This is a genomic window from Kitasatospora sp. NPDC059146, assembly GCF_042786665.1.
Taxonomy (GTDB): domain Bacteria; phylum Actinomycetota; class Actinomycetes; order Streptomycetales; family Streptomycetaceae; genus Kitasatospora.
Map to the genome: position 1 here is coordinate 15592 of NZ_JBHZCY010000083.1, position 26971 is coordinate 42562.

Consider the following 26971-nt stretch of genomic DNA (forward strand, 5'->3'; position numbering starts at 1 on the left):
AGGAGCGCGTATGCCGTCGTACCTGACCCCGGGCGTGTACGTGGAGGAGGTGCAGTCCGGTGCCCGGCCGATCGAGGGCGTCGGCACGGCCGTCGCCGCCTTCGTCGGCTTCGCCGGCAGCGGCCCCTTCCACGAGCCCACGCTGGTGACCAACTGGGACCAGTACGTCCAGCGGTTCGGTGCGTTCACCGAGGGCACCTACCTGGCGCACGCGGTGTACGGGTTCTTCGCCAACGGCGGCGGCTCCGCCTACGTCGTGCGGATCGGCGACCCGGCGCGGCAGGTCCCCGGCGGCGCCCCCGCCCCGGTCGTCGCGGCGGCCCCGCCGGTGGAGATCGGCGGCTTCCTGCTGTCGGCCCTGCCCGGCGCGGGCGGCGAGGTGTCCGTCGAGGTCGCCGACGCCGAGGGCGAGAACGTCCCCGACGACCGGTTCCGGCTGATCGTCCGCCGGGGTGCCGAGGTGGCCGAGAGCTACGACGTCTCCACCCGGAAGAACACCAAGGGCTACGTCGTCACCCAGCTGCGCGAGTCCAAGCTGGTCGCCGTCGCCGAGCAGCCCGGCACCGCGCCGAGCCGCCCCGAGCGCCGCAGCCACGCGCTCGCCGCCGCCCCGGCCCCCGCGACCGGCCCGGTGGCGGCCGCCGGCACCCGGCTGGACCCGGCCGAGTACGTCGGCGACGCGGCCGCCCGCACCGGCTTCTCCGGCCTGGAGGCGATCGACGAGATCACCATGGTCGCGGTGCCCGACCTGATGAGCGCCTACCAGCGCGGCGACCTCGACGACGAGGGCCTGCGCACCGTCCAGCTCGCGGTGATCTCGCACTGCGAGCAGATGGGCGACCGGATCGCCGTGCTGGACCCGCCGCCCGGCCTCAACGCCCAGCGGATGCGCACCTGGCGCCAGGACGAGGCCGGCTTCGACTCCCGCTACGCCGCGCTCTACTACCCGTGGATCAAGGTCTTCGACCCGGCCACCGGCCGCAACGTGCTGGTGCCGCCGAGCGGCCACGCGGCCGGGGTGTGGGCGCGCAGCGACGCCGAACGCGGGGTCCACAAGGCGCCCGCCAACGAGGTCATCCGCGGCGCCGTCGACCTCGAACTGCGGCTCAGCAAGGGCGAACAGGACCTGCTGAACCCGATCGGCGTCAACTGCGTCCGGGCGTTCCCCGGCCGCGGCATCCGGATCTGGGGCGCCCGCACCCTCTCCTCCGACCCGGCCTGGCGCTACCTCAACGTGCGCCGGCTCTTCAACTACCTGGAGGAGTCCATCCTCCTGGGGACCCAGTGGGTGGTCTTCGAACCCAACGACGACCGGCTGTGGTCCAGCATCCGGCGGAACATCACCGCCTTCCTCACCGAGGAGTGGCGGCGCGGGGCGCTGTTCGGCCAGACCGCGGCCGAGGCCTTCTACGTCAAGTGCGACCGTGACAACAACCCGCCCGAGTCCATCGACCTCGGACAGGTGATCTGCGAGATCGGCGTCTCCCCGGTGAAGCCGGCCGAGTTCGTGGTGTTCCGGCTGGCCCAGTTCTCCGACAGCACCAGCCTCCTCGACGAGTGAGTCGCGGCCCCACCGCAGACCCACCCGCCGGCCCCACTGTCGACACACATCGGAAGGTGACCACACGCCATGGCTGAAGGCGATCCGCTCTCCACACACATATTCGGCGTCCAACTCGGCGGCTACAACGTCGAGTCCGTCAAGGAGATCAGCAACCTGACGGTCGAACAGGACGTCGTCGAGTACAAGCAGGTGACCCAAGAGGGCAAGCTGATCGTCCGCAAGCAGCCCGGCGCCCGACTGCCCGGCGAGGTGACCATCACCCGCGGCCTGGACAAGAGCGGCGCGTTCACGGACTGGATCAAGGAGACCCTCAACAACGGGGCGATCAACACCGCCCGGCAGAACCTCACCATCGAGGTCAAGGACACCACCGGGGCCACCCTGCGCCGCATCCAGCTCACCAACGCCTGGGCGAGCCGCTGGGAGGGCCCCACGCTCAGCGCGGGCGAGTCCAGCGCCGCGACCGAGACGGTGACCATCGTGTTCGAGGAGATCCGGGTCGAGTGAGGCGCAAGATCGGCCTTGAGGAACTGCTGGAAGGCGCCCCGGCCCCGCAGAACCCCGCGCCGCAGCAGGCGGCCCCGGGGCAGGCGGGGCCGGCCGGGCCGCCCCGGCGGCAGTCCCCGCACACCGAGTTCGAGTTCGAGCTGCCGCTCGGCTACGTCGACGACGACGGCACCGTGCACCGCCACGGCGCCATGCGCCTGGCGACCGCGCGCGACGAACTGATGCCGCAGATCGACCTGCGGGTCAAGGAGAACCCGGCCTACCTCAGCGTGGTGCTGCTCAGCCACGTGATCACCAGGCTGGGCGACCTCGCCGAGGTGCACACGGGCATTGTCGAGCGGATGTACGCCACCGACGTGGCCTTCCTCCAGGACCTCTACCAGCGGATCAACAGCGAAGGCCACACGCGCGCCGCCGTGACCTGCCCGCACTGCGACGGCGCCTTCGAGGTCGACCTCGCCGGTGGGCGCCTGGGGGAATCGTGACGTACGCGCCTGCTCGGCTGTACGAGGAGATCGCGTACATCGCCTACCACCTCCACTGGTCGCGGGAGGACCTCCTCGACCTGACCCACTACGAGCGCGGGCAGTGGGTGCGCGAGGTCGCGCGGCTCAACTCCCGCATCAGTGAGGGTGGGTGACGGGGGTGGGGCTGCGGGACTGGATCGGGCGGCGGCGCGGCGGGTCCGGCGCCGGGGTTGATCCGGGGTCGGGCTCCGACACGGCCTCGGGCTCGGCTGCCGGTGCAGTCGGTGCAGTCGGTGCAGTCGGGGTCGCGCGGCCGCGACCGGCGGCCGGGGACGGGGGCTGGCGCGCCGTGGCGCCGCTGGTCCCCACCCTGGCCGGGGCGTCGCCGCGCGGCGTCAGTGACGGCCTGGCGTTCCGCTCCCGGCTCTCCGCCTGGCAGGACCCTTCGCTGAGCGGACCGCTCGGCCACTCCGTGCTGCCCTCCGCCCCGGCGGGCATCCTGCGGGCGGTCGCGGTGCCGGGCCGTCCGTCGGTGACCGCCGGCGCCGGGGAGGAGCTCGTCCTGCGGCCTACGGCGGGTGCGGTGGCGGCCGGGCCGGCGGAGTCGCAGGACTCGCCGGGGTCGGCCGAGCCGTCCGCGCGGGCGGATCGGCGGCGGGCCGGGCCCGTCCAACGGTCCGTCCGGCTGCGGCAGTTGCCCGTACGGTCGGCCGGGGCCGGGGCCCGCGCAGTGCGGACGGGTGGCGCCGATCGGCGGGCCGGGGCCGCGGTGCCGGGTCCGTCGGGCGGTGCCGGTCCGGCGGCGGGTGCGGCAACCGTGCCCGGCGAGGCCGGAGCCGTGGAGACGCCCGCCGGTACGACGGGCCGTACGGCCCGGGAGTCGGAGACGCCCGCCGGGGTGCCGCGTCGGAACGGCGTGGCAGGCCCGGCCGTTCAGCGTGCGGTGCGACCGCGGGCCGTCAGCGCACCGCTGACCGTGGCGCGGCGCCCCCGGTTGCTGACCGTACGGCCGGTGACGGCCGTTCCGGGGCGGCGGAGCGGGGCCACGCCGGACGTCGTCGGCGGCGTGTCGAGCCCTGCTGTTGAAGAGTCCCAGCCGGTAGTTGCGGCGGAGGAGTCGGCCGGTGCCGGGCGGGAGCCCGAGCGCACCGGGTCGGCGGCCCGGACGGCGCCGTCGGGCCCGGGCGGCGCCGCCCCCGTGGCCGTGCAGCGGGCCGCGGCGACGCGTGGTGACGCACCGGCCCGTCCGGTGCTCGGCGCGCCCTTGACGGCGCTGCCCGCGAGCGCGGCGCCCCTGGCTGCGTCCGCTCGCCGGACGACCGAGTCCGCACCGGGTGCCCCGGCCATGCCGGTGGTTCGCGCCGAGCCCGGAGTCACGGGTGGCGGGGAGGCCGGGAGCGGTGAGCGGGCGGCGCGTGGGAGCGGGCCCGGGCCCGTCGACGGGGCAACCGTCCAGCGTGCGCCGTCCTCACCGACCGCCGAACGAGCGTCCCGGGTGCCTTCGCGCCCAACCGCGATCCCGCCCCGAGCCCCGGCTTCGACCCCGGCTCGGGCGCAAGCGCCGACCCCGGCTCCGACTCCGATCCCGGCCCAGGCTCCGACTCCGACCCAGGCCTCGGCGCGGCCGCGCTCGGGTCTGGGCGCGCCCCTCGACGCGATGCCGCCGACGGCGGCAGCCGCAGGCGCTGCCGGTTCGTCGGCCGGTGGGCGGCGGCGGGTCCGGCGGGGCTCGGTCGCCCTGCCGGGAGGCGGTGGGCCGAGCGCGCCCGCCGCCGGTGGGGGTGCGCCCGTGCAGCGCGCGGTCAGTGCACCAGCCTCAACGCCAGTTTCCTTGAACATGATTGACGCAGCGTCAACTGGTTCCCCGACTGCTGGATCCGGCCTCGTCGCGGAGCCGCGTGCGGCCGGACGTGTCGGCGGCGGCCCGGTGGTTCCGGCCCGTCCGGCCGGAGGCGGCCTGGGCGTGCAGCGGGCCGTCCAATCCACCGCCCGGAGGCGTGGGTTGATCGGGGAGCGTCCGATGGCGGTCGCCCTGGCGGCGGCGTCGGTGCCCCTCGCGGGCGGCGGCGGTGCCCGGTCGGGGGCCGCTGCGGTACCCGCCGCCCCGCCGGTGGTTCCGGTGGCCTGGCCCAACGCCCGTGCGCGCCGGACGGATTCGGGGCCGCAGCCGGAGCAGGATGCGACGGCCGCGGCACGGTCGCTGTCGGCTGCGTCGCCGCGGGAGAGCCGGGGGGCTGTCGCTCCCCGGCGCGGGACGAGCCCCGGGGGCGGCCGGACTGCCGACGCCGGGCAGCCGGTGGCACAGCCGCGAGAGGGTGTCGTGGCCGCCGGTCGTCCGTCCGGCGGGGGCGTCGGGCACGCGGTGGCGACGGCCGTGCAGCGGCTGCGCTCCCGGCGTTCACCCGAACACCGGGGTGGCCGGGCGGCGGTCGATCGCCCTTCCGCGCAGAGGAGTTCAGCGCCCGGCGGCGCCGCACCGACTGCGGCGTCCGCCGACGGCCCCTCACCCGTCCGGTCCGAACGGCCGCGCGGCGCGGTGCCCGTGGCGCAGCAGCCGCAGGGAGGTGGTGGCCACAGTCCTGCGACTGTCCAACGCCTCGCTGCCGCCCGGTCGTTGTCCGGCCGTCCGCAGCCCGGTGCCCGGTCCGGAGCCCGATCCGGAGCCCGGTCCGACGGGTGGGCCGGCGGCCGGTCGGCCGCGTCGGCGCCGGTGCCCGTGGTCCGCCTCGCGCCGCCGGGTGTCCAGGCGCTCCCACGGGCCGCCTCGCCGCTGTCCTCCGGCGCGCCCTCGCCGGTCGTCCAGCGCGCCCAGTGGCCTGCGGCGGCAGCCGGGTCGTCGCCGCAAGGGGCGGCCGCGCCGGTGGGCGCCGCACAGCCCGTCCGACCTGCGCAGCCCGTCCGACCCGCACCGCCCGCAGTGCCCGCGCTGCCGGTGGTCCCTTCGCTCCAGCGGCTGCCGGGCGCGCCCGGCCCGCTGCCGCCGGCCCAGAGCCAGACCCAGACCCAGGCCCAGCCGCTCGCGGTGCGGTCGCCGGTCGTGTCCCGGTCCGTGGCACCCGGTGCAGCGCCCCGGGCCGCGCAGTCCGTCGGATCCGGGAGCGCCTCGTTCGTCCAGTCCCCGCCGCCCGCCGTCCACCGTTCCATGCCCGGTACGGCACAGGTGTTGCAGCGGGTGGCCGAGCAGGCGGGGCTGGTGGGGGTGCCGTTGACCGCCGTCCCGGCGCGCCGGCCGACCACCGTGCAGGCGGCCCCGTCGGGCACCGGTCAGCCCGGTGGGCAACGGCCGCCCGGCGGCGCGGGGACGGGCAGTGCGGGGAAGGGCGCCACGGCGGCCGAGGACCCCGACAAGCCCGACCACGCCGCACCCGGTGACCTGGACGAACTGGCCCGGCGCCTGGTCGAACCGGTCGGCCGCCTGCTGCGCACCGAGCTGCGCAGGGGCCGGGAGCGGGCCGGGAAGCCGTACGACCTGCGCCGTTGAGCGCGCGGGCCGGGGCCGGACGGCCGCCGGGGGACCGGATCGACGTAGACCGTGAGCAGCAGCACAGCAGGAGGCGGGGCCGATGACCGACAACATCTTCGCGAGCAGTGTGTTCTTCAGCCTGACGATCGGCGGGAACGACCTGGGCGAGTTCACCACCTGTTCGGGGCTCGGCGCGCAGGTCGAGATCGAGCAGTACGCGGAGGGCGGCAACAACGGGTTCGCCTGGCAACTGCCGGGCCGCATCACCTGGACGAACATCACGCTGAGCCGCGCGGTCACCGCGGACACCGCCAAGATCGCCCGGTGGCTGAACGAGATCGTGCGGAAGGTCGAGCCGAAGGACGGCGAGATCGTGGCGCTGCGGCCGGACCTGAGCCGGATCGTCGGCTGGCAGGTGCTCGGGATCGTCCCGGTGCGGTGGGACGGGCCGTCCTTCGACCCGTCGAGCTCGCAACCGGCCATGGAGTCCCTGGAGATCGCCCACGCGGGCCTGCGCCCGTCCTGAGCGCCACCCCTCACCCCCCTTCCCCTCTCCAAGACCCAAGGAGCAGCCAGATGTCCTCGGCGGTCCCCGCGAGCGTCACCCGGGCGCAACTGACCATCATGGAGCCGCCGGCCACCGTCGGCGCCCAGCCCGGCGGTGCGATCGCGCGGCTCCCGCTCCAGTTCAACCCGGCGACCCTGGTGCTGCGCAAGTCCACCGAGTGGCGGCGCACGCCGTCCCGGATGGCGGGCCAGTCGGCGCTGCCGGAGTTCGTCGGCAGCGGCCCGCGCTCGCTCTCCCTGGACGTGTTCCTGGACTCGACCGCGACCCACGACAACTCGGTGGAGCGGGCGGTGGAGCAGCTGATGACGGCCTGCGTGCCGACCCCGACGAGCCTGGCGCGCAAGACCCCGGCCAGCCCGTGGATCCGGCTGGACTGGGGCACCTTGAAGACGACCTCGTTCAACGGGGTGCTGACCGGCCTGTCCGTCACGTACACGCTCTTCGACGTGGACGGCAACCCGCTGCGCGCGGTCTGTTCGCTCTCCATCGACGAGGCGAGCGTGGACCCGGCCGGGCAGAACCCGACCTCCGGCTCCCCGGAGGCCCGCAGCACCCACCGGGTGATCGCGGGCGACAGCCTGCCGCTGCTGGCCTGGCGGGCGTACGGGGACGCGACGGCCTGGCGGACCATCGCGGAGGCGAACGGCATCGACGACCCGCTGGTGCTGGTCCCGGGCGCGGAGCTGATCGTGCCGGGCATCGACGAGCTGACCCGGGGCGGTGCGGCGTGACCACGCCCGAGGCCCGGGGCGGCCGGCCGTTCGCCGCGGATCCCGTCGTCGAGGCGCCGGGGCCGCTGCCGCCGGTGTGGGCGGCGCAGCTGGTGTCCTGCGACATCGAGGAGAGCGTCGGCCTGCCGGACACGGCGGTGCTGAGCTTCCGGGACGCCGACCACACCTTCCTCTCCGCGACCGGGATCACCATCGGCACCGAGCTGCGGGTCTCCGTGGTGACCGTCCAGGGCAACACCCGGGCGCGGCTGTTCACCGGGGAGGTGACGGCGCTGGAGCTGGAGGTGGACACCACGGGCTCGTACACGGTGGTGCGGGCGGCGGCGGTGACCCACCGGCTGATGCGCGGGCGCCGGGTGAAGGCCTTCCGGAACATGACCACCGCCGACATCGTGCGCGAGGTCGCCGCCGGCGCCGGCCTGGCCTGCGGGCAGGTCGACTCCTTCCCGGTGGTGCACCAGCAGCTGTCCCAGGCGAACGTGCCGGACTGGGAGTTCCTGCAGTTCCTGGCGCAGGAGAGCGGCGCCCAGGTGCGGGTGGACGACGACGGCAAGCTGGAGTTCGTCCGGCCGCAGCCCGCCTCCTCGGCGCCGGCGCCGAGCACGCCCGCGCCGCAGAACCCGCTGGTGCTGGAGTACGGGCGCAACCTGCTGGAGCTGCGCGGGGTGCTGACCGGCGCGGCCGGGGCGGACACGGTCGAGGCGCGCGGCTGGAACGTCACCACCAAGAGCGCCCTGGTCGCCACCGAGCCGTCGGTCGCCTCGACGACCGTGCTGCCGGGGCTGAGCCCCTCGGTGGTGGCCTCGGCCTTCCCCGGCCGGGCCCGGCTGACCGTCGCCGACACCCCGTACCGCACCCAGGCGGAGACCGCCGCCGTCGCCCGTTCGCTGGCCGCCTCGGTGGCCGGGGGCTTCGGCGAACTGGAGGTGGTGGCCGAGGGGAACCCGCGGCTGCGGGCGGGCACCGCCGTCGCGCTGGGGAACGTCGGCGCGGCCTTCTCCGGCCGCTACACCGCCACCGGGGTCCGGCACCTGCTGGAGCCCTTCCGCGGCTACCGCACCACGGTGGTGGTCAGCACCTCGCCGGACCGTTCGCTGGCCGGGCTGACGACCGGCGGCAACGCGCCGCCGCGCGGCCCGCGGATGCCGGGCCTGGCCGTCGCCGTGGTCACCGACGTCCGGGAGCCGGGCGCCGACCAGCGCGGCTGGGTCCGGTTGAAGTTCCCCTGGCTGGACGACAGTTACGTCTCCGACTGGGTGCGCACCGTGCAGTGGGGCGGCCACGGGGGCGGCGGCGTGGTCAGCCCGGAGGTCAACGACGAGGTGCTGGTGGGCTTCGAACAGGGCGACCTGGACAGCCCGTACGTGCTGGGCGGGCTCTACAACGGCGTGGACCGGCCCTCGCCGCACGACGTGCCGCTGGTCGACGCGACCGCCGGCAAGGTCAACCGCCGTTCCGTGGTGTCCCGTTCGGGCCACCGGCTGGAACTGCTGGACGTGCCGGGCGGCAGCTCCGGGGTCCGGCTGGCCAGCGGCGACGGGAAGCTGGAGGTCCGGCTGGACCAGCAACGCGGGGAGATCCTGCTGACCGTGCACGGCGGGGTCGGCGGGGCGGGCAGCACGGTGCGCCTGACCTCCTCCGGCATCACCCTGGACGCGGGCACCGGCGAGGTGAACGTGCGCGGCGGTTCGGTGAACGTGCGCGGCACGACGGCGGTCACCGTGGACGGCGGGGCCGAGGCCGTCCTCAAGGGGGCCTTCGTGCGCATCAACTGACGGACCATCAAGAGGCGCAGCAAGAAGCGCAGCAGGAACCGCCGCAGGAACCGCAGCACGAAGAGTGCCCGGCAGGGCGCCCTCGGAAATGGAGACCGCACATGCCCCCCGCAGCCCGGACCGGGGACCCGACCGACCACGGCGGCGTCCTCACCACCCCGCCGCCGGGTGCCCTCAAGGTGGCGACGGTACTGATCGGCGGCCGCCCCGCCGCGGTGGCGGGCACCGTGCACGCCTGCGTCCCGCACGTGGAGATGGGCCCCGCCAACCTGGTCGAGCCCGACCTCGGCGGGGTGACCAGGGGAGTGGTGCTGATCGGCGGCCTGCCCGCGGCCCGGATGCGGGACAAGACGACCTGCGGCGCCCAGATCATCGCCGGGGCGTTCAACGTGCTGATCGGCGGGGACATATGAGCAACGACTTCATCGGCCGCGGCTGGGCCTTCCCGCTGCGGGTGAACGCCACTGGCGGGATCGGCATGGTGGAGCGGGACCGTGAGCTCGCCGAGGCGATCCGGCTGATCCTCGGCACCGCCCCCGGCGAGCGGCCGATGCGCCCCGAGTTCGGCTGCGGCATCCACGAGTACGTCTTCGCCCCGGGCGACAGCACCACCGCCGGGCGGATCGCCCGCGAGGTGCGGATCGCGCTGGAACGCTGGGAGCCGCGGATCACCGTCGACGACGTGGTGATCGCCTTCGACCGGGTCGACGAGGGCACGCTCTACATCGACGTCCACTACACCGTGCGGGCCACCAACGACCGCCGCAACCTGGTCTTCCCCTTCTACACGATCCCGGAGTCCCCGGAAGCGGACACCGCGGACCCGGAACGGGCCGCCGCCGCGAACGGAGGTGCCCGCTGATGGCACTGCCCTCCCCGAACCTGGACGACCGCCGGTTCCAGCAACTCGTCGACGAGGCCAAGCGGTACGTGCAGCAGCGCGCCCCGGAGTGGACCGACCACAACGTCTCCGACCCGGGCGTCACCCTGATCGAGACCTTCGCCTACCTGGTCGACCAGCTGCTCTACCGGCTGAACCGGGTGCCCGAGAAGAACTACACCGCCTTCCTGGACCTGCTGGGCATCCGGCTCTTCCCGCCCGCCGCGGCCCGCGCCGAAGTCGACTTCTGGCTCTCCGCCCCGCAGCCCGAGACGGTCCTGCTGCGCGCCGGCACCGAGGTGTCCACCCTGCGCACCGAGACCGACGAGGCGGTGGTCTTCGCCACCGCCGAGGACCTCCCGGTTGTCCCCAGCGCGCTGGAGCGGCTGGTCACCGTCTCCGCCACCGGCGAGCAGGCCGACGTCACCGGCCGGCTGGCGGACGGCGCGGACGTGCGGTGCTTCCAGACCCGGCCGGAGGCCGGGGACGCCATGCTGTTCGCCCTGCCCGCCGTGGTCCCGCGCTGCATCCTGGCCGTGCGACTGGACAGCCGGGTGGAGGGCGTCGGCGTCGACCCGCGCCAGCCCCCGCTGGTCTGGGAGGTGTGGGACGGCGCCCGCTGGATCGCCTGCGAGACCGGCAGCGACACCACCGGAGGCCTCAACCGGCCCGGCGAGGTGGTGGTGTTCGTACCCGCCGGGCACACCGCCTCGGTGGTGGCCGGGCGGCGGGCCGGCTGGCTGCGCTGCCGGGTGACCGAGCCCCAGCCCGGCCAGCCGTTCTACTCCGAGTCCCCGACCGTGCGCCGGGCCGAGGTGTTCACCGTCGGCGGCACCGCCACCGCCGTGCACGCCCGGACCGTCACCGACGCGCCGCTGGGCACCTCAGAGGGCGTCGCGGGCCAGCGCTTCCGGCTCGCCCGGCCGCCGGTACTGCTGGACGGCGGAGCACCGGCGGTCGAGGTCTCGGCCGGCGACGGCTGGCAGCGCTGGACCGTCGTCGAGCACTTCGGCGACTCCGCGCCGACCGACCGGCACGTGGTGCTGGACGCCACCAACGGCGAGTTCCTGTTCCCGCCCGCCGTCCGGGAGCCCGACGGCAGCGTGCGCGCCTTCGGCGCGGTGCCGCCCAAGGGCGCCCGGCTGCGCGTCCCGCAGTACCGCACCGGCGGCGGGATCGCGGGCAACGTCGCCCGCAACACCGTCACGGTGCTGCGCAGCTCCGTCCCGTACGTCGCCCGGGTGGACAACCGGGAGGCCGCCCGGGGCGGGGTCGACGGCGAGACGGTCGAGAACGCCAAGGCGCGCGCCCCGCACCAGCTGCGGCTGCAGGAACGCGCCGTCACCGCCGGGGACTTCGAGCTGATCGCCCGGCAGGCCGCGCCCTCCGCCGCCCGGGTCAGCTGCGTGCCCGCCACCGGCGGGGAGGCCGGGGCCGTGCGGGTGCTGGTGGTGCCGGAGGCCGTCGCCGACGAGGGCGAGCGGCTGCGCTTCGAGCAGCTCATCCCGGACGAACAGGTGCTGGCCGAGGTGGCGGCCGCGCTGGACGAGCGGCGGCTGATCGGCACCCGGGTCCTCGTCCAGCCGCCCGCCTACCAGGGCGTCACCGTGGTCGCCCGGCTCACCACCCGCGCCGCCGACCCCGACCGGGTCCGCGAGGCGGTGCTGGACGCGCTCTACCGCCACCTCAACCCGCTGCGCGGCGGCGCCGCCGGCACCGGCTGGCCGTTCGGCCGGGCGGTGCAGTACGGCGAGGTGTTCGCGGTGCTCCAGCGGGTGGCCGCCGTCGCGGGCGTCGAGGAGCTGCGGCTCTTCCCGGCCGACCCGATCACCGGACGCCGGGGCGCGCCCGCCGAGCGGGTCGACGTCCCGCCGGACGCCCTGGTCTTCTCGCACCAGCACCAGGTCGTGGTCACCGCCGTCACCGGGGACGGCACCCCATGACCAGAGCCGCCGTCCCCGGGCTGCCCAGCCCGCACCCGATCGGCGAACTGCTGCCCGCGCTCTTCGCCGACGACGACTTCGCCCAGCGCTTCACGGCCGGCCTGGACACCGTCCTCGCCCCGGTCTTCGCCACCCTGGACAACCTGCCCGCCTACTTCCGGCCCGAGCTCGCGCCCACCGACTTCCTCGACTGGCTGGCCTCCTGGGTCGCGGTCGAGGTCGACCCGGCCTGGCCGGAGGAGGTGCGCCGGGCGGTGATCGGGCGCGCCGTGGAACTGCACCGCTGGCGCGGCACCCGGCGCGGGCTCACCGAGCGGCTGCGCCTGGTGCTGGGCGCCGGGGCCGAGATCACGGACGGCGGCGGCGCGGCCTGGTCCACCGACCCCGACGGCGCCCTGCCGCCCGCACCGGGCGGCGGCGGGGTGCTGGTCCGGGTCTGGCCGCTGGGCGGCGCGGGGCTGGACGAGGACCAGGTGCTGGCCGTCGTCCGGGCCGGCTGCCCGGTCCACCTGACCTGCCGGGTCGAGATCCTGCCCGGTCCACCCGGGCGAGCGGAGGGCTGACGGATGCCGGTGTGTCCCGAATGCGGCACGGCCAACGCGGAGGGCGACGACTTCTGCGGCAACTGCGGCGCCTACCTGGGGTGGTCGCGACGCGCGCCCGCCGCGGGGGCCGCGCCCGCTCCGGTGGCCGGGCCCGCGCCCGTGCCGGCCTCGACGGGGTCCGAGCCCGAGCCTGCTGCGCCCGAGCCCAGGCCCCAGCCCGAAGCGGAGTCTGCGCCCCAGCCCGAGCCCGGGCCTGCTGCGCCCGAGCCGGCCGCCCCCGACACCTCGCGGACCTGGCGGAACGTCTCCCGGCGGGTCACCAGCCGGAGTCGGCGCACCCAACCGCCCGTCGCCCCGGAACCTGTCGCGGTCCCGGAGGTCGCGGTCCCGGAACCCGCCGCGGCCGTCGAGGAACGGCCCGTCGAGAAGCCGCCCGTCGAGAAGCGGCCCGTCGAGGAGCCGCCGTCCCCGCCGTCCGCCGAGACCTCGCGCTCGACCTCCACCCGGGCGCGGCCCGTACCGGCTCCCGCCCCGCCATCCGAGCCCGCCCCGGCCCCGGCCCCTGAGCCGGACCCGAGGCCGCGACCGCCCGCCGCACCGCAGACCGAGCCGACCGACCCGGTCGCCGTGCAGCCCGCCAAGCCCGTCGCGCCGCGTCCCGTCGTCCGGGCCTCCGCCGTCGAGGAGGCCCAGGACGGCCCGCCCTGCCCGCGCTGCGGCACCCCCAACCTGCCCGAGCGCCGGTTCTGCCGGCGCTGCGCGGCCCCGCTGACCGTCACCGCGGCCGCCCCGGAGCTGCCCTGGTGGCGCACCCGGTGGCCGTTCCGGCGCCGGGTGCGGATCGGCGGTTCGGGCAACGCGCTGCGCCGCACGATCGCGCTGATCGTGCTGCTCGCGTTGGTGGTCGCGGGGGTCCTGCTGTACCCGCTCGGCAAGAACGCCTACCAGGACGTGCTGGACAAGCTGGGCAGCACCGCGCCGGTCTCGCCCTCGCTGACCACGGCGTCGGCCGCGGTCGAGGGGCACCCCGCGAGCGCGGCCGACGACGGCCTCTCCAACACCTACTGGGGCGCGCCCGCGATCGGCGACTCCGTCGACTTCACCTTCCGCACCCCGTTCCGGCTGGTGGACCTGATCGTCCACACCGGCGCCTCCGCGGACCCGGAGCAGTTCCGGCAGCAGGCCCGCCCGCTGGTGCTCGCCCTGGAGGTCACCGCCTCGGACGGCGAGGTGCACCGTAAGCAGGTCACGCTCAACGACCAGCCGGGCCCGCAGACGGTGGCGACCGGCATCAGCGACGTCGTCCAGGTGAAGCTGACCGTCCGCGAGGCGGCGGGCACCGGCCCGGGCCGCACCGTCGCGCTGGCCGAGGTGGAGTTCTTCAAGCGGACGTGAAGGGGTGTCCGCCGCCGCGGCGGGGTCAGAGGAAGTAGAGGCGGTTCAGCGAGACCTCCTCGGCGGGGTCGGAGTGCAGCGGGGTCCCGTCGAGGGTGACCAGGCCCCGCTGCCCGTCGACCATGATCTGCCCGAGCCGGCTGTTGCGGACCAGGTCGGCCGGCCCGATGCCGCGGGTGTGCCGGACGGCGACCCGCCGGCGCCGGGTGGTCATCCGGTCGTACGGCCGGTCGCCGGTGCCCGCCTCGGCGGCGGCGCGGCTGGTGAAGGCCACCGAGAGGTCCGCCGGGGTGGCGCCGTGGGCGCCGAACAGCGGCCCCAGGACGAGGGGTTGGCAGCTCTCGGTGGCGGCGTTGGGGTCGCCGGTGACGCCGTACGCGGGGAAGCCGGCCTTGAGCACCAGGTACGGCTTGGCACCGAAGGAGGCCGGGTTCCACAGCACCAGGTCGGCGAGCTTGCCGACCTCGACCGAGCCGACCTCGTGCGAGAGCCCGTGCGCGATGGCCGGGTTGACGGTGAGCTTGGCGATGTAGCGCAGCACCCGCTCGTTGTCGTCGGACGGGCCGTCGCCCTCCATCGGTCCGCGTTCGGCCTTCATCTTGCCGGCCATCGCGAAGGTGCGGCGCACCGTCTCCCCGGCGCGGCCCATGCCCTGGGCGTCGGAGGAGGTGATCCCGATCGCCCCGAGGTCGTGCAGCACGTCCTCGGCGCCCATCGTCCCGCCGCGGATGCGGTCGCGGGCCATGGCGGCGTCGCCGGGCAGGTCGGTCTTCAGGCCGTGGACGGAGACGATCATGCCGTAGTGCTCGGCGATCGCGTCCCGCCCGTACGGGAGGGTGGGGTTGGTGGAGGAGCCGATGACGTTCGGCACGCCGGCCATCTTGAGCACGTTCGGGACGTGTCCGCCGCCGCAGCCCTCGATGTGGAAGGCGTGGATGGTCCGGCCCTCCAGCACCCGAAGGGTGTCCTCGACCGACAGGCACTCGTTCAACCCGTCGGTGTGCAGGGCCACTTGGACGTCGTGGACCTCCGCCACGGACAGTGCGGTGTCCAGCGCTCGGGTGTGGGCGCCCATGTCCTCGTGCACCTTGAAGCCGCAGGCACCGCCCTCGGCCAGCGCCTCCACCAGCGGCGCCGGGTGGGAGGACGAACCGCGGCCCAGGAAGCCGATGTTGACGGGCCAGGCGTCGAAGGCGTTGAAGGCGTGGCGCAGCGCCCAGGGCGAGTTGACGCCGACGCCCCAGGCCGGGCCGAACTCCTGGCCGATGATGGTGGTGACGCCGGAGGCCAGCGAGGCCTCCATGATCCGCGGGGACATCAGGTGGACGTGGGTGTCGATGGCCCCGGCGGTGGCGATCAGGCCTTCGCCGGAGACGATCGCCGTCCCGGTGCCGACGACCACGTCGACGCCGTCCAGGGTGTCCGGGTTGCCGGCCCGCCCGATCGAGGCGATCCGCCCCTCCCGGATGCCGATCGAGGTCTTCCGGATGCCCTGGATCGCGTCGATCACCAGGACGTTGCTGATGACCAGGTCGCAGGTGTCGCGGACGGCGGCGGCCTTGAGGTGGAGGCCGTCGCGGGCGGTCTTGCCGAAACCGGTGAGGAACTCGTCGCCCGGCCGCTGGGAGTCCGACTCGACCCGGACGACCAGCCCGCTGTCGCCGAGCCGGACCCGGTCGCCGGCTCGCGGGCCGTGCACGGCGGCGTACTCGGCCGCCTCGATCGACGCGCTGCCGCTGCTGCTGCTCACCGCTGGCTCTCCTCCGCCTCGTCGTCACTGCTCGCACTGCTCGCACTGCTCGGGCCGTCCGCACTGCTCGGGCCGTTGGCGCCGAGATAGCCCTGCTCGGCCGCCCGGCGCAGCGCCTCCCGCCGGACCCGGGGCGAGTCCAGCGGACCGTCCACCAGTCCGGCGAAGCCGATCGCGACCCGCTCGCCGCCGATCGGCACCAGCCCGACCTCGACGTCCGAGCCCGGGTCGAAGCGCACCGAGGAGCCGGCCGGGACGGCCAGGTGCATGCCGTACGCGGCGGCGCGGTCGAAGGCCAGCCGCGGGTTGGCCTCGAAGAAGTGGAAGTGCGAGGTGACCGAGACCGGGACGTCCGCGGTGTTGCGGACGGACAGCGTGCGGACCGGTGCGGGCACCGGCTCGGCGCCGCGGCCGGGGAGCACCGCGCCGGGGGCGGCCTCGCCCAGGCCACCCCCGCCGAACGGGTCGGCGATCACGGCGAGCCGGGTGCCGTCCTGGAACACCGCCTCGACCTGGATCTCGGTGACCAGGTCGGGGACGCCGGGCAGGACGTCCTCCGGGGAGAGCACCGAGCGCCCGCGGGCGACGGCCTCCGCCAGCCGCAGGCCGTCGCGGGCGGCCTCGCAGACGGTGTCCGAGATCAGCGCGGTGGCCTCGGGGACGTTCAGCCGCAGGCCGCGGGCGCGGCGGGCACGGGCGAGTTCGGCGGCGGTGAAGATCAGCAGCCGGTCGCGTTCGGTGGGGGTCAGCTGCACAAGGGGTCCCTTCTCCCTCGGTGCGGGGCGGCGGTGCCGGGCGGCGGGGCGGCCGGCCGGGTGGCCGGCCGGTCGTCGGTACCGGTGGTGGGGGTCAGCCGGCGGGCTGGTCGTGGGTCGAGCAGTGGATGCCGCCGCCGCCGGAGGCGATGGTGTCGATCTGCACGGGGACGATCTCGCGGTCCGGGAACTGGTCCTTGAAGACCTCCTGGGCGTGCCCGTCGGCCTTGGCATCGCCGAACAGCGGCAGGTAGACGCCCTTGTTGCCGATGTAGAAGTTCATGTACGAGGAGACGAAGGCGTCGCCCCGGCCGGTGATCTTGTCCGGGTCGGGCTGGCTGATCTCGATCACCTTGAGCTTCTTGCCGGTGGCGTCGGTGGCGTCCGCCAGCACGGCCCGGGCCTGGTCGGCCGAGCGGGACCAGACGTCCGCGGGCATGCCGGGGAAGGCCCGGTCGAGGAAGACCACGCCGGGGGCGGCGAAGCGGGCCAGGCAGTCGACGTGGGCGTCGGTGATGTCCTTGCCCTTGACGCCGGCCAGCCAGATCACCTTGGTGATGCCGAGGGCCTGCTTGAGCTCGGCCTCGATCTGGTCGCGGTCGCGGCCCGGGTTGCGGTTGGCGTTGACGATCGAGCTCTCGGTGACCATCAGGGTGCCCTGGCCGTCGGTCTCGAAGGAGCCGCCCTCGGCGACCAGTTGGGTCGCGACCCGCTCGATCCCGTACTTGTCCAGGACGGCGCGGGCGATCCGGGCGTCGTTGTCGTGCTGCTGCTTGCCGCCCCAGCCGCTGAAGTTGAAGTCGACGCCCTTGACCTTGCCGCCCTCCTCGACGAACACCGGCACGGTGTCGCGGGCCCACAGGTCGTCCACCGGGACGGACAGCAGCTCGACGTCCTTGCCGCAGGCGTTGCGGGCGGAATCCTCCTGGCCGGGGCGCACCAGCAGGACCACCGGCTCGCGGCTGCCGATGGCGCGGGCCACCGAGGCGATGTCCTTGCGGACGCCGCCGAGCTGCTCGCCCCAGACGTTCTCGGAGGCGGGCCAGGCCATGAAGGTCCGCTCGTGCTTCTCCCACTCGCCGCCGAGCTGGCGTCCGCCGGCGGGGGAGGGGGCCGCCGTCGCGGACGGTGCGGCGGTGGCGCTCGCGGACGGCTGCCCGGCGGGGGCGGAGGACGGGGCCGCGGGCTCGGCCGCGTCGTCGCCGCCGGAGGCACAGGCGGTCGCGCCGGCCGCGATCAGGCCGGCGCCGGCGAGGGAACGCAGCACCGTGCGGCGCGCGAGGGAGGACTGGGACACGGTGGACTCCGGTGGGGCCGAGGGTGGATCCGGTCCGGCGCGGCGGGCGGGGCCTCCGGGGAGTGCTGCGCGCTGCGCCGATCGGCGGCGGGCACGGCGGCCCGGGCATCGCCGGAACTGCACTCTCGCATTGACTGAAAAATCAGTCAAGCTCTACGGTGAAAGCACCCAAACCATCCCGAGACGACCCGGGCCGCCGCACGCGGCCCCGGTCCCGACGACGAAAGGCCGGGTGAGGCGACGATGCTGCGCAATGGACTGGAGCCCTGGCACCTGCTGGTGGTGCTGGTGGTCGTGGTGCTGCTCTTCGGTTCCAAGAAGCTGCCCGACATGGCGCGCGGACTGGGGAAGTCGATGCGCATCCTCAAGGCGGAGACGGCGGCCATGCGGGAGGAGGACCAGCCCGCCGCCACGCCCGCGACTCCGGCGGCCGGGCCCGCCGCGCCGGCGCCTGCCACACCTGGGCCTGCCGCCCCCGCTGCCGCCGACCCGGCCCGGCGCCCGGTCTGACCCCGGGCCGCCGATCAGCGCCGAGAGCCCGTCGCTCCCACCCGTGCCGTGGGCGGCGACGGGCTCTCGGCCGTTCCCGGGGGTGTCAGCCGTTGCGGCGGTAGTGGTCCAGCGAGACCTTGACCGCCCCGTCCGCGCCCGCCGTCGACAGCACCCGGACGATCGCCAGCTCCTTGCCGTCCGCGGACCGGACGCAGAAGGCGCCGCGCGGCCCGACGGCGCTGAACGGCACCCGGGCGGTCGGACGGCTTCCGAGCCCCTGGAGGCACTCGGCCGGGCCGAGGCCGGAGTCCCGGCCGATGTAGGAGTCGGCGGTCTCCGGGATCAGGAACTCGCTGTCGGTGCGCCCCACGTACCAGTTCACGGTCTCGACCGGCACCACCGTGCCCGCGGCCAGGTCGAACTCGTAGTTCGGATCCGCCGAGGTGAGCTCCACCGCCCGGTAGTCCGGGGTGAAGTCGGCGGCAGGGGCGGGCGGCGTCGAGCGGCTCGGCGCGGTGGTGGCGGAGGGCGTGCGGGCGGGGCCCGACGGGCCGGTGGGCGCCGACGAGGCGGCGGGCGTGCCGGGCCCGGGGGAGCCGGCCACCGGGGTGTCGGCCGTCGCCGCCTCCACCGGGTCCGGGTCGTCGAGCACGAACACCGTCGCCGCGGCGCCGACGGCCAGGGCGACCACGGCGACCAGCGCGGTGCGCCCGCGCAACCGCCTCGGCCGAGCGGTCGACGCGGGCCCGGACGGGGTGGCGCTCACGCCCGGCAGCTCGGGGCCGCCCGGCGCCGCCGCGGCGGTGGCGAGCACGGTCGGGGTCGGCGTAGGCATCGGCGTCGGCATCGCCGCAGGCGCCAGCATCGTCGGGGCCGCGTTCAGGCCGGTCCCGCCGGTCCCGGCGGCCTCGGCGGGCGTCTGCGGCAGCTCGGTGTGCCGGGTGATCTGGCTGGTCAGCGGCTGCGGCAGCCAGTCCTCGCCGAACCGCAGCTGCCCGCCCACCGCGGGGTGGCCGGCCGCGGCGGCGATCACCTCGGCGGTGGTCGGCCGGTCCTCGGGGCGCTTGGCCAGGCAGCGCCGGAGCAGCTCGCGCAGGCCCTCCGGCACCCGGGCGAGGTCGGGCTCCTCGTGGACGGTCCGGTAGAGCGTGGCCGGGTGCGGGCCGTCGCCGAACGGCGGGGCGCCGGCCGCGACGTGGACGGCGAGGGCGCCGAGCGCCCAGACGTCGGTGGCCGCGGTCGCGGACTGCCCCATGGCCTGCTCGGGGGCCATGTAGGCGGGGGAGCCGATCTGCAGTCCGGTGCCGGTCAGGGCGACGGCGTCGGCCGCCCGGGCGATGCCGAAGTCGATCACCCGGGGGCCGTCGGCGGCGATCAGCACGTTGCCCGGCTTGAGGTCGCGGTGGACCACCCCGCTGGCGTGGATGGCCTGGAGCGCCTCGGCGATCCCGGCCATCAGCAGCAGGACGGTGCGCTCGGGGAGCGGGCCGAACCGCTGCACCACCTGCTGGAGCGAGGGGCCGGGCACGTAGGTGGTGGCCAGCCACGGGGTGGCGGCGTCCGGCCCGGCGTCGACCAGCTGGGCGGTGAACAGTCCGTGGATGAGCCGGGCGCTGGCCACCTCCTGGGCGAACCGGGCCCGGAAGTCCGGGTCCCCGGCCAGCTCGGGGCGCACCACCTTGAGCGCCACCGGGCGGCCGCCCGGGGTGTAGGCGAGGTAGACCCGGCCCATGCCGCCGGCGCCGAGCCGCGCGTACAGCCGGTGGCCGCCGACCTCGCGCGGGTCGTCCGCGGTCAGTGCCTGGAAGACCGGCTGGAGGGCGAAGGGGGATCGGTCAGCGGACATGGGGCGGCCTCTCTCGGCGGACAAGGAGGGGTGGGGCACGGATGGCATCGCCGCGAAGTTTAGAGGTTCCCTCAGGGGATGGCGCAGCGGGCCCGGCGCAGGGCCGGTGAAGGGCTGGTAGAGCGGTCGGGGCAACGGGAGCGATTCGGGCATTTGACTGAATTTTCAGTTCAATGGAGGATGCGGGGCAACCCAGCGGAAAGCCCCGGACGAGACACCGGTGCGCGGCAGCCCGGACGGCAGCGATCCTGCCCCGCGTCCGACGCGCGCTCCAGGAAGGACCACCGTGCAGGCCACCATCGACGAGACCGGCGCACCCCCCGCCACGCCGCCCCGAGCCCCCCGCCGCCGCAGCTGGCGCTTCGCCGTCCTCCTGGCGATGGTCGTCGCCCTCTGCGGCAGCGGCATCGGCCTCTACCTGAACGAACGCAACACCCGCGAGCAGACCCGCGAGCTGGCCGTCCCCTCGGCCGCCGACTGGATCGAACTCGACGTCACCGCGCAGGACGTGGACCCGACGGCCCAGCAGCTGACGCTCTACGTCACGCCCGTCCCGCACGGCCGCTTCGCCGCCGGCCCGGGCTCCCAGACCTTCGCCCGCCCGGTCGAGATCAGCGTCACCGGCACCCCCAAGGTGACCGTCAAGGCCGCCGAGGGGGAGACCGCGCCCTCCCAGCTCGTCCAGGTGGGGATCTACGACGGCACCAAGACCGACTACCCCTTCGACCGCTACCGCATGGAGGTGGGCTTCGCCGCCACCAGCGGAGGCACGGCCGTGCCGGTCGGCGTGGTCCTCACCGACACCGACCCGTTCTTCGTGCTGCGCCCGCAGGCCACCACCGCGAGCAACGGCGCGGTGGCCCTGGACACCAGGATCACCCGCTCCCGCAGCACCTTCATCCTCTCCTGGTTCATGATCGCGGCGATGTGGGCCATCGCCCTGGCCGTCCTCGGCGCCGCCGAGGTGCTCTACCGCAAGCGCGAGGGCCTGGTCTGGCCCTCCCTGGGCTGGATGGCGGCCAGCCTGTTCGCCCTGATCGGCATGCGCAACGCGGCCCCCGGCGCGCCGCCGATCGGATCGCTGATGGACTACGTGGCGTTCTTCTGGGCGGAGGGGATCATCGCCGCGAGCCTGGCCTGCACCGCCTGGTGCGGCATCCGCACCGAGCACCGGCTGCGCCGGGAGAAGGAGGCCGAGGCCGAGGGCGCCTGACCGCACCCACCCGCCCGGCCCCCACGGGCCCGGGCGGGTCAGCCGGTCTGCCGGTCTGCCGGTCAGCAGGTCAGCGGGTCAGCGGGTCAGCGGGTCAGCGGTTCGGCCGGTCACCCGCTCGCGGACAGCGCGGCCATCAGCCTGCGCAGCACCCGCCCCGCGTCCACCGTCCCGTCCAGCGAGCCGATCGCGGCCAGCCCGTCCACGGCGGCGGCGAAGGCCTCGCCCAGCGGGCGGGGGTCGGAGCCGTCGCCGCGCTCGTCCGCCAGCGTCCGGAACAGGCGCACGAAGCAGGACCGCCAGCGTGCGTACTCCGCCTCCAGACTGGCCCGGACCCGCTCGTCGTTGAGCGCCAGCCAGTGCAGCGCCGCGTGCAGCCGGGCCAGGTCGGGGCTCTCCGGCCGGGTGAGCAGGGCGAGCACCCGCTCCGCCCGCTCGGCGTAGCCGCCCGGGCCGTCCACCGCCTCCTCCAGCGGGGTGATCCACTCGGGCCGGATGTCGGCGACCACCGCGACGATCAGTTCGGTGCGGTCGGCGAAGTGGTAGTGGCACATCCCGTGCGAAACCCCGGACAGCGCGGCCACGTTGCGGGTGGTGAACCGCCCGGCGTCGCCGCCCGCGAGCAGCGTCCGGGCCGCCGCGATCAGCCGGGCCCGGGTCTGCTCGCCCTTGGCGGAGGCCCGTGCCCGGCCGGTGCCGCCCGGCGCGGAGGACGCCTCCCGCGCTGTTCCTGTCGCCCGTGTCGCCATGGCCGCCACTGTAACGAGCGGGGCGGCCGCGGGAGGGGCGGGCCGGAAAACGATTCGGAGGGATCCCCACCCGATCCGTGCGCGAGATATTGACCGAGCGCTTGGCCAGTTCTACCTTCTGGGCAACTCCACGGCCGTCGGCCGGAACTGACACGGAGGTAGAAGTGGACGATCGCGATCACCACAGACCCGACCCGGCGCCCCTCGGGCGCCTCGGCCGGCGCGGGTTCCTGGCAGCCGCCGGGCTGACCGCCGCCGGCGCCGCGCTGACCGGGCTGAACGCGCCGCAGGCCGCCGCCCGCGGCACGGCACCCGGCCGCACGGCACCCGGCGGGACGGCATCCGGAGGCAGGGCGCCCGCCACCACCGGCTACGCCGTCCCGGTCGACACCGTCCCGCACACCCGGACCTGGATGGCCTGGCCGGACAGCACCGGCATCTGGCGCAACAAGCTCAGCGGCGTCCAGGCCAACATCGCCCTGATCGCCAAGACCATCGCCAAGTACGAGCCGGTCACCGTGTGCGCCAACCCCGCCAGCGTCGCCAAGGCGCAGTCGATGTGCGGCTCGCGGGTCACCGTCATCGGCACCATCCCCGTCGACGACTGCTGGATGCGCGACACCGGCCCGGTCTTCCGCACCAACGGCGCGGGCGGCCTGGACACGGTGGGCCTCAACTTCAACGGCTGGGGCAACAAGCAGACGCACGCCAACGACGCCCTGGTGGCCCAGCGCGTCGCCGCCTACCTCGGGATCCCGTTCACGGCCGCCGGACTCGTCGCCGAGGGCGGTGCCGTCGAGACCGACGGCGCCGGCACCCTGATGGCGACCAGCAGCAGCATCGTCAATTCCAACCGCAACCCCGGCCTGTCCCAGACCCAGATCGAGTCCGCGCTGTACGCCGCCTACGGCGCCTCGAAGATGATCTGGTTCCCCGGCATCCAGGGCCAGGACATCACCGACGACCACGTCGACGCGACCTCGCGGTTCCTCGGCGCCGGTGCGGCCGCCGTCCAGATGCCGCTGTCCGGGGACACCGACGTCTGGTCCAACGACGAGCGCCAGCAGTACCAGATCCTCTCGGGCGCGACGAGCGCGCAGGGGGTCAGGATCGCGGTCAGCAAGATCCAGGGACCCGACTACAACCTGATCCGCTCGACCGACCCCAACTTCGTCGGCTCCTACGCCAACTACTACCTCTGCAACAACGCGGTGATCTCCGCCCAGTTCGGCGACACCTCGGCCGACGCCGCGGCCAGGGCCGCGCTCGCGCGGCTCTTCCCCGGCCGGACCGTCGAGCAGCTCAACATCGACTACCTCGGCGCGGGCGGCGGCGGCATCCACTGCGTCACCCAGCAGCAGCCCGCCGTCTGAACCCACCACCCCGGCAGAACCCGTCAACCCGGTAGAGCCGTCGAGGCCCGGTCCGCCACCCCGGCCGGGACAACGGTCGACGCAACGACGGAGTGCCCCCGCCCGGTCGATCCGGGCGGGGGCACTCCAGCGCCCGGCGGAAGCGGCGGCCCCGGGCCTCACCAGCCCGGGCGGGCCGCGGTGGTGAGGGCGAGGGTCAGCAGCAGCCCGCCGCCCGGATTGGCCCCGGCGGACAGGGCGCCGCCGCCCGCCGCGCTCAACCGGGCTGCAGCACAGGCCAGTTCGGCCGTCGCGCGGTGCGTGCCGGGGGATCCGGAGGGGACCGCGGGCAGCCGGTGGCGCGCCTCGCCGGCCAGGTCCGGCCCGCGGTCGGCCACCTGGACCCGGATCCGGTCGGGCGTTCCGGGCCGGCCGGCGGTCAGCTCGGTGCGGACCAGTACCCGTGCCCCCGGCGGGCTGCGCCGCAGGGCGGACTCCACCATCGCGACCAGCACCGCGTCCAGGTGCTCCTGGACGGCGGGCACGGCCGGCAGCCGCTGCGCCGACCGCACGGTCAGCGCCTGCGGCGGTACGCCGGCCACGGCCCGGGCCACGGCGGTCGTCACCGTCGCCCAGCCGTACGGGAGTTCACCGGGGGCCTCGCCCGCGGCCGCCTCGCCCCCGACCGCCGGCCGGGCCGGCCAGCCCCGCAGGACGGCCGTGAGCCGGGCGAAGCGGCCTCCCCGCGCGCCGGGCGCGGCGCCGCGCGGCAGCCCGTACCCGGTCAGCCGACGGCCGGGATGTCGTGGGTGGCGCAGTGGATACCGCCGCCGCCGGCCGCGATCGCGTCGATCTTCACGGGGACGATCTCCCGGCCCGAGAAGTACTGCTTGAGGACCTGCTGGGCGCGTTCGTCGGCCCGGGTGTCGCCGAACTTGGGCAGGTAGACGCCCTTGGAGCCGACGTAGAAGTTCATGTACGAGGAGACGAAGGCGTCGCCGCGCCCGGTGATCTTGTCCGGGTCCGGCTGCTGGAGCTCGATCACCTGGAGCTTCTTGCCGGTCGCGTCGGTGGCGTTCCTGAGCACGCCGCGGGCCTGCTCGGCCGCGCGAGACCAGACGTCCGCCGGGCCGCCGGGGAAGGACTGGTCGAGCAGGACGACGCCGGGGGCGACGAAGCGGGCCAGGCAGTCGACGTGGGCGTCGGTGATGTCCTTGCCCTTGACGCCGGCCAGCCAGATCACCTTGGTCACGCCGAGCGCCTTCTTGAGCTCGGCCTCGACCTGGTCCCGGCTCATCCCCGGGTTGCGGTTCTCGTTGACGACGGAGCTCTCGGTGACCATCAGGGTGCCCTGGCCGTCGGTCTCGAAGGAGCCGCCCTCGGCGACCAGCGGGGTCTCGACGCGCTCGACGCCGAACTTGGTCAGCACCGTCCGGGCGATCTTGGAGTCGTTGGCGTGCTGCTGCTTGTTGCCCCAGCCGTTGAAGTTGAAGTCGACGCCCTTGACCTTGCCGCCCTCCTCGACGAACACCGGGAGGGTGTCGCGGGCCCACAGGTCGTCGACGGCCACCGGCACGACCTCGACGGCGGCGCCGCAGGCCTTCTGGGCGGCCTCCTTCTGCTCCGGGCGGGCCATCAGGACGACGGGTTCGCGGGCGGCGATGGCCTGGGCGAGGCCGGCGATGTCCTTGCGGACGTCCGGGAGCTGCTCGCCCCAGACGGTCTCGGAGGCGGGCCAGGACATCACGGTGCGCTGGTGCTTCTCCCACTCGGCGCCGAAGCGGCGGGCGCCGGGGGTGCCGGGCTGCTGGGACGGCGGCACGGCGCCGTCGAGGTCGCCGAGGTCGTTGGGGTCGCAGGCAGTCAGGCCGAGGGTGAGGACGCCGACTCCGACGCCGATGCCGGCGATGGAGCGGATCATGCCGCGGCGGGACAGGGCGTCGGGCGTACGGGCGTCGGGCGTGCGGGCGTTGGTCATACGGGCTCTCCGGGCAGGTTCGAGGGTGGTCCGGGAAGGAGAACGGGGGCGGCTCGCGCTCCGGCTACGGCAGCGGCTCGTGCATGGTCGAGCAGTGGATGCCGCCGCCCCCGGTCATCAGCCGGTCGACGTCGAGCTGGACGACGTGGCGGCCGGGGAAGGCCGCGGCGAGCGCGTCCCGGGCGGCGGCGTCCTTGTAGGCGTCGCCGAACTGGGCGGTGATGACCCCGCCGTTGACGAGGACGAAGTTGAGGTAGGAGTCGACGAACTTGGAGCTGCGGGAGCGGACGGTGTCCGGGCCGTGCACGGGGATGACCTGGAGCCGGCGGCCGCGGGCGTCGGTCGCGGCGGAGAGGATGGCGAACTGCTCGCGGGCGTCGCGCGCCCAGGAGTCGTTGCGGTCGGCCGGCGGCAGCTGGACCATCACCACCCCGGGGCGGATGAACCGGGAGGTGACGTCGACGTGGTCGTCGGTGATGTCCTCGCCCTTGATGCCGGGCAGCCAGATCATCTTGTCCGCGCCGTAGGCCTCCAGGACGGCGTCCTCGATCTCGTCCCGGCTCATGCCGCGGTTGCGGTTCTTGTTGACCAGGCTGCTCTCGGTGGCCATCACGGTGCCGTCGCCGTCGGTCTCGACCGCACCGCCCTCGCCGACGAAGTCCGCATAGGAGTGGCGCAGGCCGCGGTGGGCGGCGATCCGCTCGGCGGCCCGGGCGTCGTCGTAGTGGACCTGCTTGTTGCCCCAGCCGTTGAAGTTGAGGACCACGGCCTCCAGCCCGCCGTGGCCGTCCCGGCGAAACACCGGGGCGATGTCGCGCATCCACAGGTCGTCGGTGGGGATCGCGGTGATCACCTCGACGGAGGGGCCGCACCAGGAGCGGGCCTTGTCCGCGGTGTAGTCGTCCGGGGCGCACATGACCACCGGCTCGAACTGGGCGATGGTGCGGGCGATCAGGGCGATGTCCTCCTGGACGCCGCCCAGGCGCAGCCCCCACACGCCCCGGCGGGAGGGCCAGGACATCCAGGTCCGCGCGTGCGGGACGTCGTCGGCAGGCACCCAGGGGCCCGACTCGCCGGAGTGGTCGTCGTGGTAGTAGCTCACGGTGGTCTCCTGATCGTGCGGGGTGCGCAGGTGCCGTTCGCGCCGCGGTCCCGGGGGCCGGTCCGTCGTCGGGGGAGGGGGCCGCAGCCGTCTCCACTCTCCGGGTCACGGCGCGTGGGCGCACAGCGGGACGGAGTCGACGGACGGGGCGGGCAGCGCCTGCTGTCCCCTGCAGCGTCGCACTGACTAAAAAGTCAGTCAAGTTCGGGCAATGGCCGTGACTCTCACCGCAGGCACCGTCACAGAGTGCGCCGTCCGCCCGGGTCGCCGGCCCCGGCGGTCCAGGCGGTTCGGGCGGATCAGGCTTCGAGCCGGGCGATCTCGGTGTCGATCGCCTCGGTCATCAGGGCGCGCGCGTGGGCGACCGGCAGGCTGCCGCTGAGCCAGCGGGTGCTGAGGCCCTCCAGCAGCGCGGTGAGCCGCTCGGCGGCGCCGGCCAGCGCCAGTGCGGAGGCCGTCGGCCGGATCACGCCGAGCAGCCCGGCGGTCTCCTGCACCCAGAGGCGGGTGGCGCGGGCGAGGTCCTCGCGCAGGGTCTCGTCGAAGACGGCGCTGGCGCGCAGCTCGCCCCAGGCGGTGCTGTTCTCCCGGACCTCGAC

Annotated in this window: 26 protein-coding genes; 16 read left to right on the top strand and 10 right to left on the bottom strand. The window is 75.1% G+C overall.

Features of this window, described 5'->3' with window-relative positions:
• The first annotated feature begins 10 nt into the window (after positions 1-10).
• From ACFXPX_RS29075 to ACFXPX_RS29090, 4 genes are all read left to right on the top strand, one after another.
• Positions 11-1561, top strand: a complete 1551-nt coding sequence (locus tag ACFXPX_RS29075; RefSeq protein ID WP_380644015.1) for a phage tail sheath family protein — start codon at positions 11-13, stop codon at positions 1559-1561.
• A 69-nt stretch (positions 1562-1630) separates the two neighbouring features.
• Positions 1631-2071, top strand: coding sequence for a phage tail protein (locus tag ACFXPX_RS29080; RefSeq protein WP_350509413.1), 441 nt, complete (start codon positions 1631-1633; stop codon positions 2069-2071).
• Positions 2068-2556: a hypothetical protein gene (locus tag ACFXPX_RS29085; RefSeq protein ID WP_375893475.1), complete on the top strand. Its 489-nt coding sequence runs from the start codon at positions 2068-2070 to the stop codon at positions 2554-2556. Before ACFXPX_RS29080 ends, ACFXPX_RS29085 begins: the two co-directional genes overlap by 4 nt.
• Positions 2553-2711: a DUF6760 family protein gene (locus ACFXPX_RS29090; protein ID WP_380528759.1), complete on the top strand. Its 159-nt coding sequence runs from the start codon at positions 2553-2555 to the stop codon at positions 2709-2711. Before ACFXPX_RS29085 ends, ACFXPX_RS29090 begins: the two co-directional genes overlap by 4 nt.
• A 760-nt stretch (positions 2712-3471) precedes the next feature.
• On the opposite strand, the gene ACFXPX_RS29095 is transcribed toward ACFXPX_RS29090, so the two are convergent.
• Entirely contained in the window at positions 3472-3885 is a 414-nt protein-coding gene (locus ACFXPX_RS29095) for a hypothetical protein (RefSeq protein ID WP_380644016.1), read from the bottom strand.
• A gap of 1795 nt (positions 3886-5680) precedes the next feature.
• Here ACFXPX_RS29095 and ACFXPX_RS29100 point away from each other — a divergent pair.
• The 9 genes from ACFXPX_RS29100 (at position 5681) to ACFXPX_RS29140 (ending at position 13838) form a co-directional block, all read left to right on the top strand.
• Positions 5681-6019: a hypothetical protein gene (locus ACFXPX_RS29100; protein WP_380593509.1), complete on the top strand. Its 339-nt coding sequence runs from the start codon at positions 5681-5683 to the stop codon at positions 6017-6019.
• Between the two features lie 82 nt (positions 6020-6101).
• Positions 6102-6527, top strand: a complete 426-nt coding sequence (locus ACFXPX_RS29105; RefSeq protein ID WP_375893480.1) for a phage tail protein — start codon at positions 6102-6104, stop codon at positions 6525-6527.
• Between the two features lie 50 nt (positions 6528-6577).
• The gene (locus tag ACFXPX_RS29110; protein WP_360244219.1) at positions 6578-7300 is read left to right on the top strand and encodes a LysM peptidoglycan-binding domain-containing protein; all 723 of its coding nucleotides are present in this window, start codon (positions 6578-6580) and stop codon (positions 7298-7300) included.
• A complete protein-coding gene (locus tag ACFXPX_RS29115) occupies positions 7297-9075 on the top strand; it encodes a VgrG-related protein (RefSeq protein ID WP_380644017.1) in 1779 nt (592 codons plus the stop codon). Before ACFXPX_RS29110 ends, ACFXPX_RS29115 begins: the two co-directional genes overlap by 4 nt.
• Positions 9076-9176: 101 nt before the next feature.
• Entirely contained in the window at positions 9177-9488 is a 312-nt protein-coding gene (locus ACFXPX_RS29120; protein WP_380405161.1) for a PAAR domain-containing protein, read from the top strand.
• Positions 9485-9937: a GPW/gp25 family protein gene (locus ACFXPX_RS29125; RefSeq protein WP_380528750.1), complete on the top strand. Its 453-nt coding sequence runs from the start codon at positions 9485-9487 to the stop codon at positions 9935-9937. The genes ACFXPX_RS29120 and ACFXPX_RS29125 overlap by 4 nt, the downstream gene beginning before the upstream one ends.
• On the top strand, positions 9937-11898 hold the full coding sequence (locus tag ACFXPX_RS29130) for a putative baseplate assembly protein (protein ID WP_380644018.1): 1962 nt from the start codon (positions 9937-9939) through the stop codon (positions 11896-11898). The genes ACFXPX_RS29125 and ACFXPX_RS29130 overlap by 1 nt, the downstream gene beginning before the upstream one ends.
• The gene (locus ACFXPX_RS29135; protein WP_380528746.1) at positions 11895-12461 is read left to right on the top strand and encodes a phage tail protein I; all 567 of its coding nucleotides are present in this window, start codon (positions 11895-11897) and stop codon (positions 12459-12461) included. The genes ACFXPX_RS29130 and ACFXPX_RS29135 overlap by 4 nt, the downstream gene beginning before the upstream one ends.
• Positions 12462-12464: 3 nt before the next feature.
• A complete protein-coding gene (locus ACFXPX_RS29140; protein WP_380644019.1) occupies positions 12465-13838 on the top strand; it encodes an NADase-type glycan-binding domain-containing protein in 1374 nt (457 codons plus the stop codon).
• Between the two features lie 25 nt (positions 13839-13863).
• Here ACFXPX_RS29140 and ACFXPX_RS29145 read toward each other — a convergent pair whose 3' ends face one another.
• The 3 genes from ACFXPX_RS29145 to ACFXPX_RS29155 form a co-directional block, all read right to left on the bottom strand.
• Entirely contained in the window at positions 13864-15588 is a 1725-nt protein-coding gene (locus ACFXPX_RS29145) for an urease subunit alpha (RefSeq protein WP_380644020.1), read from the bottom strand.
• Positions 15585-16343, bottom strand: a complete 759-nt coding sequence (gene ureA / locus ACFXPX_RS29150; protein WP_380644021.1) for an urease subunit gamma — start codon at positions 16341-16343, stop codon at positions 15585-15587. The genes ACFXPX_RS29145 and ureA overlap by 4 nt, the downstream gene beginning before the upstream one ends.
• A 94-nt stretch (positions 16344-16437) precedes the next feature.
• Positions 16438-17640, bottom strand: coding sequence for an agmatine/peptidylarginine deiminase (locus ACFXPX_RS29155; protein WP_380644022.1), 1203 nt, complete (start codon positions 17638-17640; stop codon positions 16438-16440).
• Positions 17641-17883: 243 nt separating this feature from the next.
• Here ACFXPX_RS29155 and tatA point away from each other — a divergent pair, with 243 nt between their 5' ends.
• Positions 17884-18150 (top strand): Sec-independent protein translocase subunit TatA, encoded by a 267-nt coding sequence (tatA, locus tag ACFXPX_RS29160; RefSeq protein ID WP_380644023.1) that lies wholly within the window; start codon positions 17884-17886, stop codon positions 18148-18150.
• Between the two features lie 85 nt (positions 18151-18235).
• On the opposite strand, the gene ACFXPX_RS29165 is transcribed toward tatA, so the two are convergent.
• A complete protein-coding gene (locus ACFXPX_RS29165) occupies positions 18236-19978 on the bottom strand; it encodes a protein kinase (RefSeq protein ID WP_380644024.1) in 1743 nt (580 codons plus the stop codon).
• Positions 19979-20264: 286 nt separating this feature from the next.
• Here ACFXPX_RS29165 and ACFXPX_RS29170 point away from each other — a divergent pair, with 286 nt between their 5' ends.
• Positions 20265-21191, top strand: a complete 927-nt coding sequence (locus ACFXPX_RS29170; protein WP_380528732.1) for a DUF4436 family protein — start codon at positions 20265-20267, stop codon at positions 21189-21191.
• Between the two features lie 110 nt (positions 21192-21301).
• Here the strand turns inward: ACFXPX_RS29170 and ACFXPX_RS29175 are convergent, their stop codons facing one another.
• On the bottom strand, positions 21302-21940 hold the full coding sequence (locus tag ACFXPX_RS29175; protein WP_380405135.1) for a TetR/AcrR family transcriptional regulator: 639 nt from the start codon (positions 21938-21940) through the stop codon (positions 21302-21304).
• Positions 21941-22104: 164 nt separating this feature from the next.
• Between ACFXPX_RS29175 and ACFXPX_RS29180 the strand changes: the two genes are divergently transcribed.
• Positions 22105-23313: an agmatine/peptidylarginine deiminase gene (locus tag ACFXPX_RS29180; protein WP_380644025.1), complete on the top strand. Its 1209-nt coding sequence runs from the start codon at positions 22105-22107 to the stop codon at positions 23311-23313.
• Between the two features lie 158 nt (positions 23314-23471).
• Here ACFXPX_RS29180 and ACFXPX_RS29185 read toward each other — a convergent pair whose 3' ends face one another.
• From ACFXPX_RS29185 to ACFXPX_RS29200, 4 genes are all read right to left on the bottom strand, one after another.
• On the bottom strand, positions 23472-23918 hold the full coding sequence (locus tag ACFXPX_RS29185) for a hypothetical protein (RefSeq protein WP_380528728.1): 447 nt from the start codon (positions 23916-23918) through the stop codon (positions 23472-23474).
• 158 nt (positions 23919-24076) lie between these two features.
• A complete protein-coding gene (locus ACFXPX_RS29190) occupies positions 24077-25270 on the bottom strand; it encodes an agmatine deiminase family protein (RefSeq protein ID WP_380644026.1) in 1194 nt (397 codons plus the stop codon).
• A gap of 64 nt (positions 25271-25334) precedes the next feature.
• A complete protein-coding gene (locus ACFXPX_RS29195; RefSeq protein WP_375893511.1) occupies positions 25335-26372 on the bottom strand; it encodes an agmatine/peptidylarginine deiminase in 1038 nt (345 codons plus the stop codon).
• 299 nt (positions 26373-26671) lie between these two features.
• Positions 26672-26971 (bottom strand): TetR family transcriptional regulator C-terminal domain-containing protein (locus tag ACFXPX_RS29200; RefSeq protein WP_380644027.1); only part of this gene is annotated, 300 nt, incomplete at its 5' end.

Excerpts from the sequence above, each read along its gene's own strand:
- ACFXPX_RS29075 (WP_380644015.1), top strand. The coding sequence starts at position 11 with ATGCCGTCGTACCTGACCCCGGGCGTGTACGTGGAGGAGGTGCAGTCC.
- ACFXPX_RS29080 (WP_350509413.1), top strand. The coding sequence starts at position 1,631 with ATGGCTGAAGGCGATCCGCTCTCCACACACATATTCGGCGTCCAACTC.
- ACFXPX_RS29095 (WP_380644016.1), bottom strand. The coding sequence starts at position 3,885 with ATGGCCGGGGCACCCGGTGCGGACTCGGTCGTCCGGCGAGCGGACGCA.
- ACFXPX_RS29100 (WP_380593509.1), top strand. The coding sequence starts at position 5,681 with ATGCCCGGTACGGCACAGGTGTTGCAGCGGGTGGCCGAGCAGGCGGGG.
- ACFXPX_RS29105 (WP_375893480.1), top strand. The coding sequence starts at position 6,102 with ATGACCGACAACATCTTCGCGAGCAGTGTGTTCTTCAGCCTGACGATC.
- ACFXPX_RS29110 (WP_360244219.1), top strand. The coding sequence starts at position 6,578 with ATGTCCTCGGCGGTCCCCGCGAGCGTCACCCGGGCGCAACTGACCATC.
- ACFXPX_RS29120 (WP_380405161.1), top strand. The coding sequence starts at position 9,177 with ATGCCCCCCGCAGCCCGGACCGGGGACCCGACCGACCACGGCGGCGTC.
- ACFXPX_RS29125 (WP_380528750.1), top strand. The coding sequence starts at position 9,485 with ATGAGCAACGACTTCATCGGCCGCGGCTGGGCCTTCCCGCTGCGGGTG.
- ACFXPX_RS29130 (WP_380644018.1), top strand. The coding sequence starts at position 9,937 with ATGGCACTGCCCTCCCCGAACCTGGACGACCGCCGGTTCCAGCAACTC.
- ACFXPX_RS29135 (WP_380528746.1), top strand. The coding sequence starts at position 11,895 with ATGACCAGAGCCGCCGTCCCCGGGCTGCCCAGCCCGCACCCGATCGGC.
- ACFXPX_RS29140 (WP_380644019.1), top strand. The coding sequence starts at position 12,465 with ATGCCGGTGTGTCCCGAATGCGGCACGGCCAACGCGGAGGGCGACGAC.
- tatA (WP_380644023.1), top strand. The coding sequence starts at position 17,884 with ATGCTGCGCAATGGACTGGAGCCCTGGCACCTGCTGGTGGTGCTGGTG.
- ACFXPX_RS29165 (WP_380644024.1), bottom strand. The coding sequence starts at position 19,978 with ATGTCCGCTGACCGATCCCCCTTCGCCCTCCAGCCGGTCTTCCAGGCA.
- ACFXPX_RS29175 (WP_380405135.1), bottom strand. The coding sequence starts at position 21,940 with ATGGCGACACGGGCGACAGGAACAGCGCGGGAGGCGTCCTCCGCGCCG.
- ACFXPX_RS29190 (WP_380644026.1), bottom strand. The coding sequence starts at position 25,270 with ATGACCAACGCCCGCACGCCCGACGCCCGTACGCCCGACGCCCTGTCC.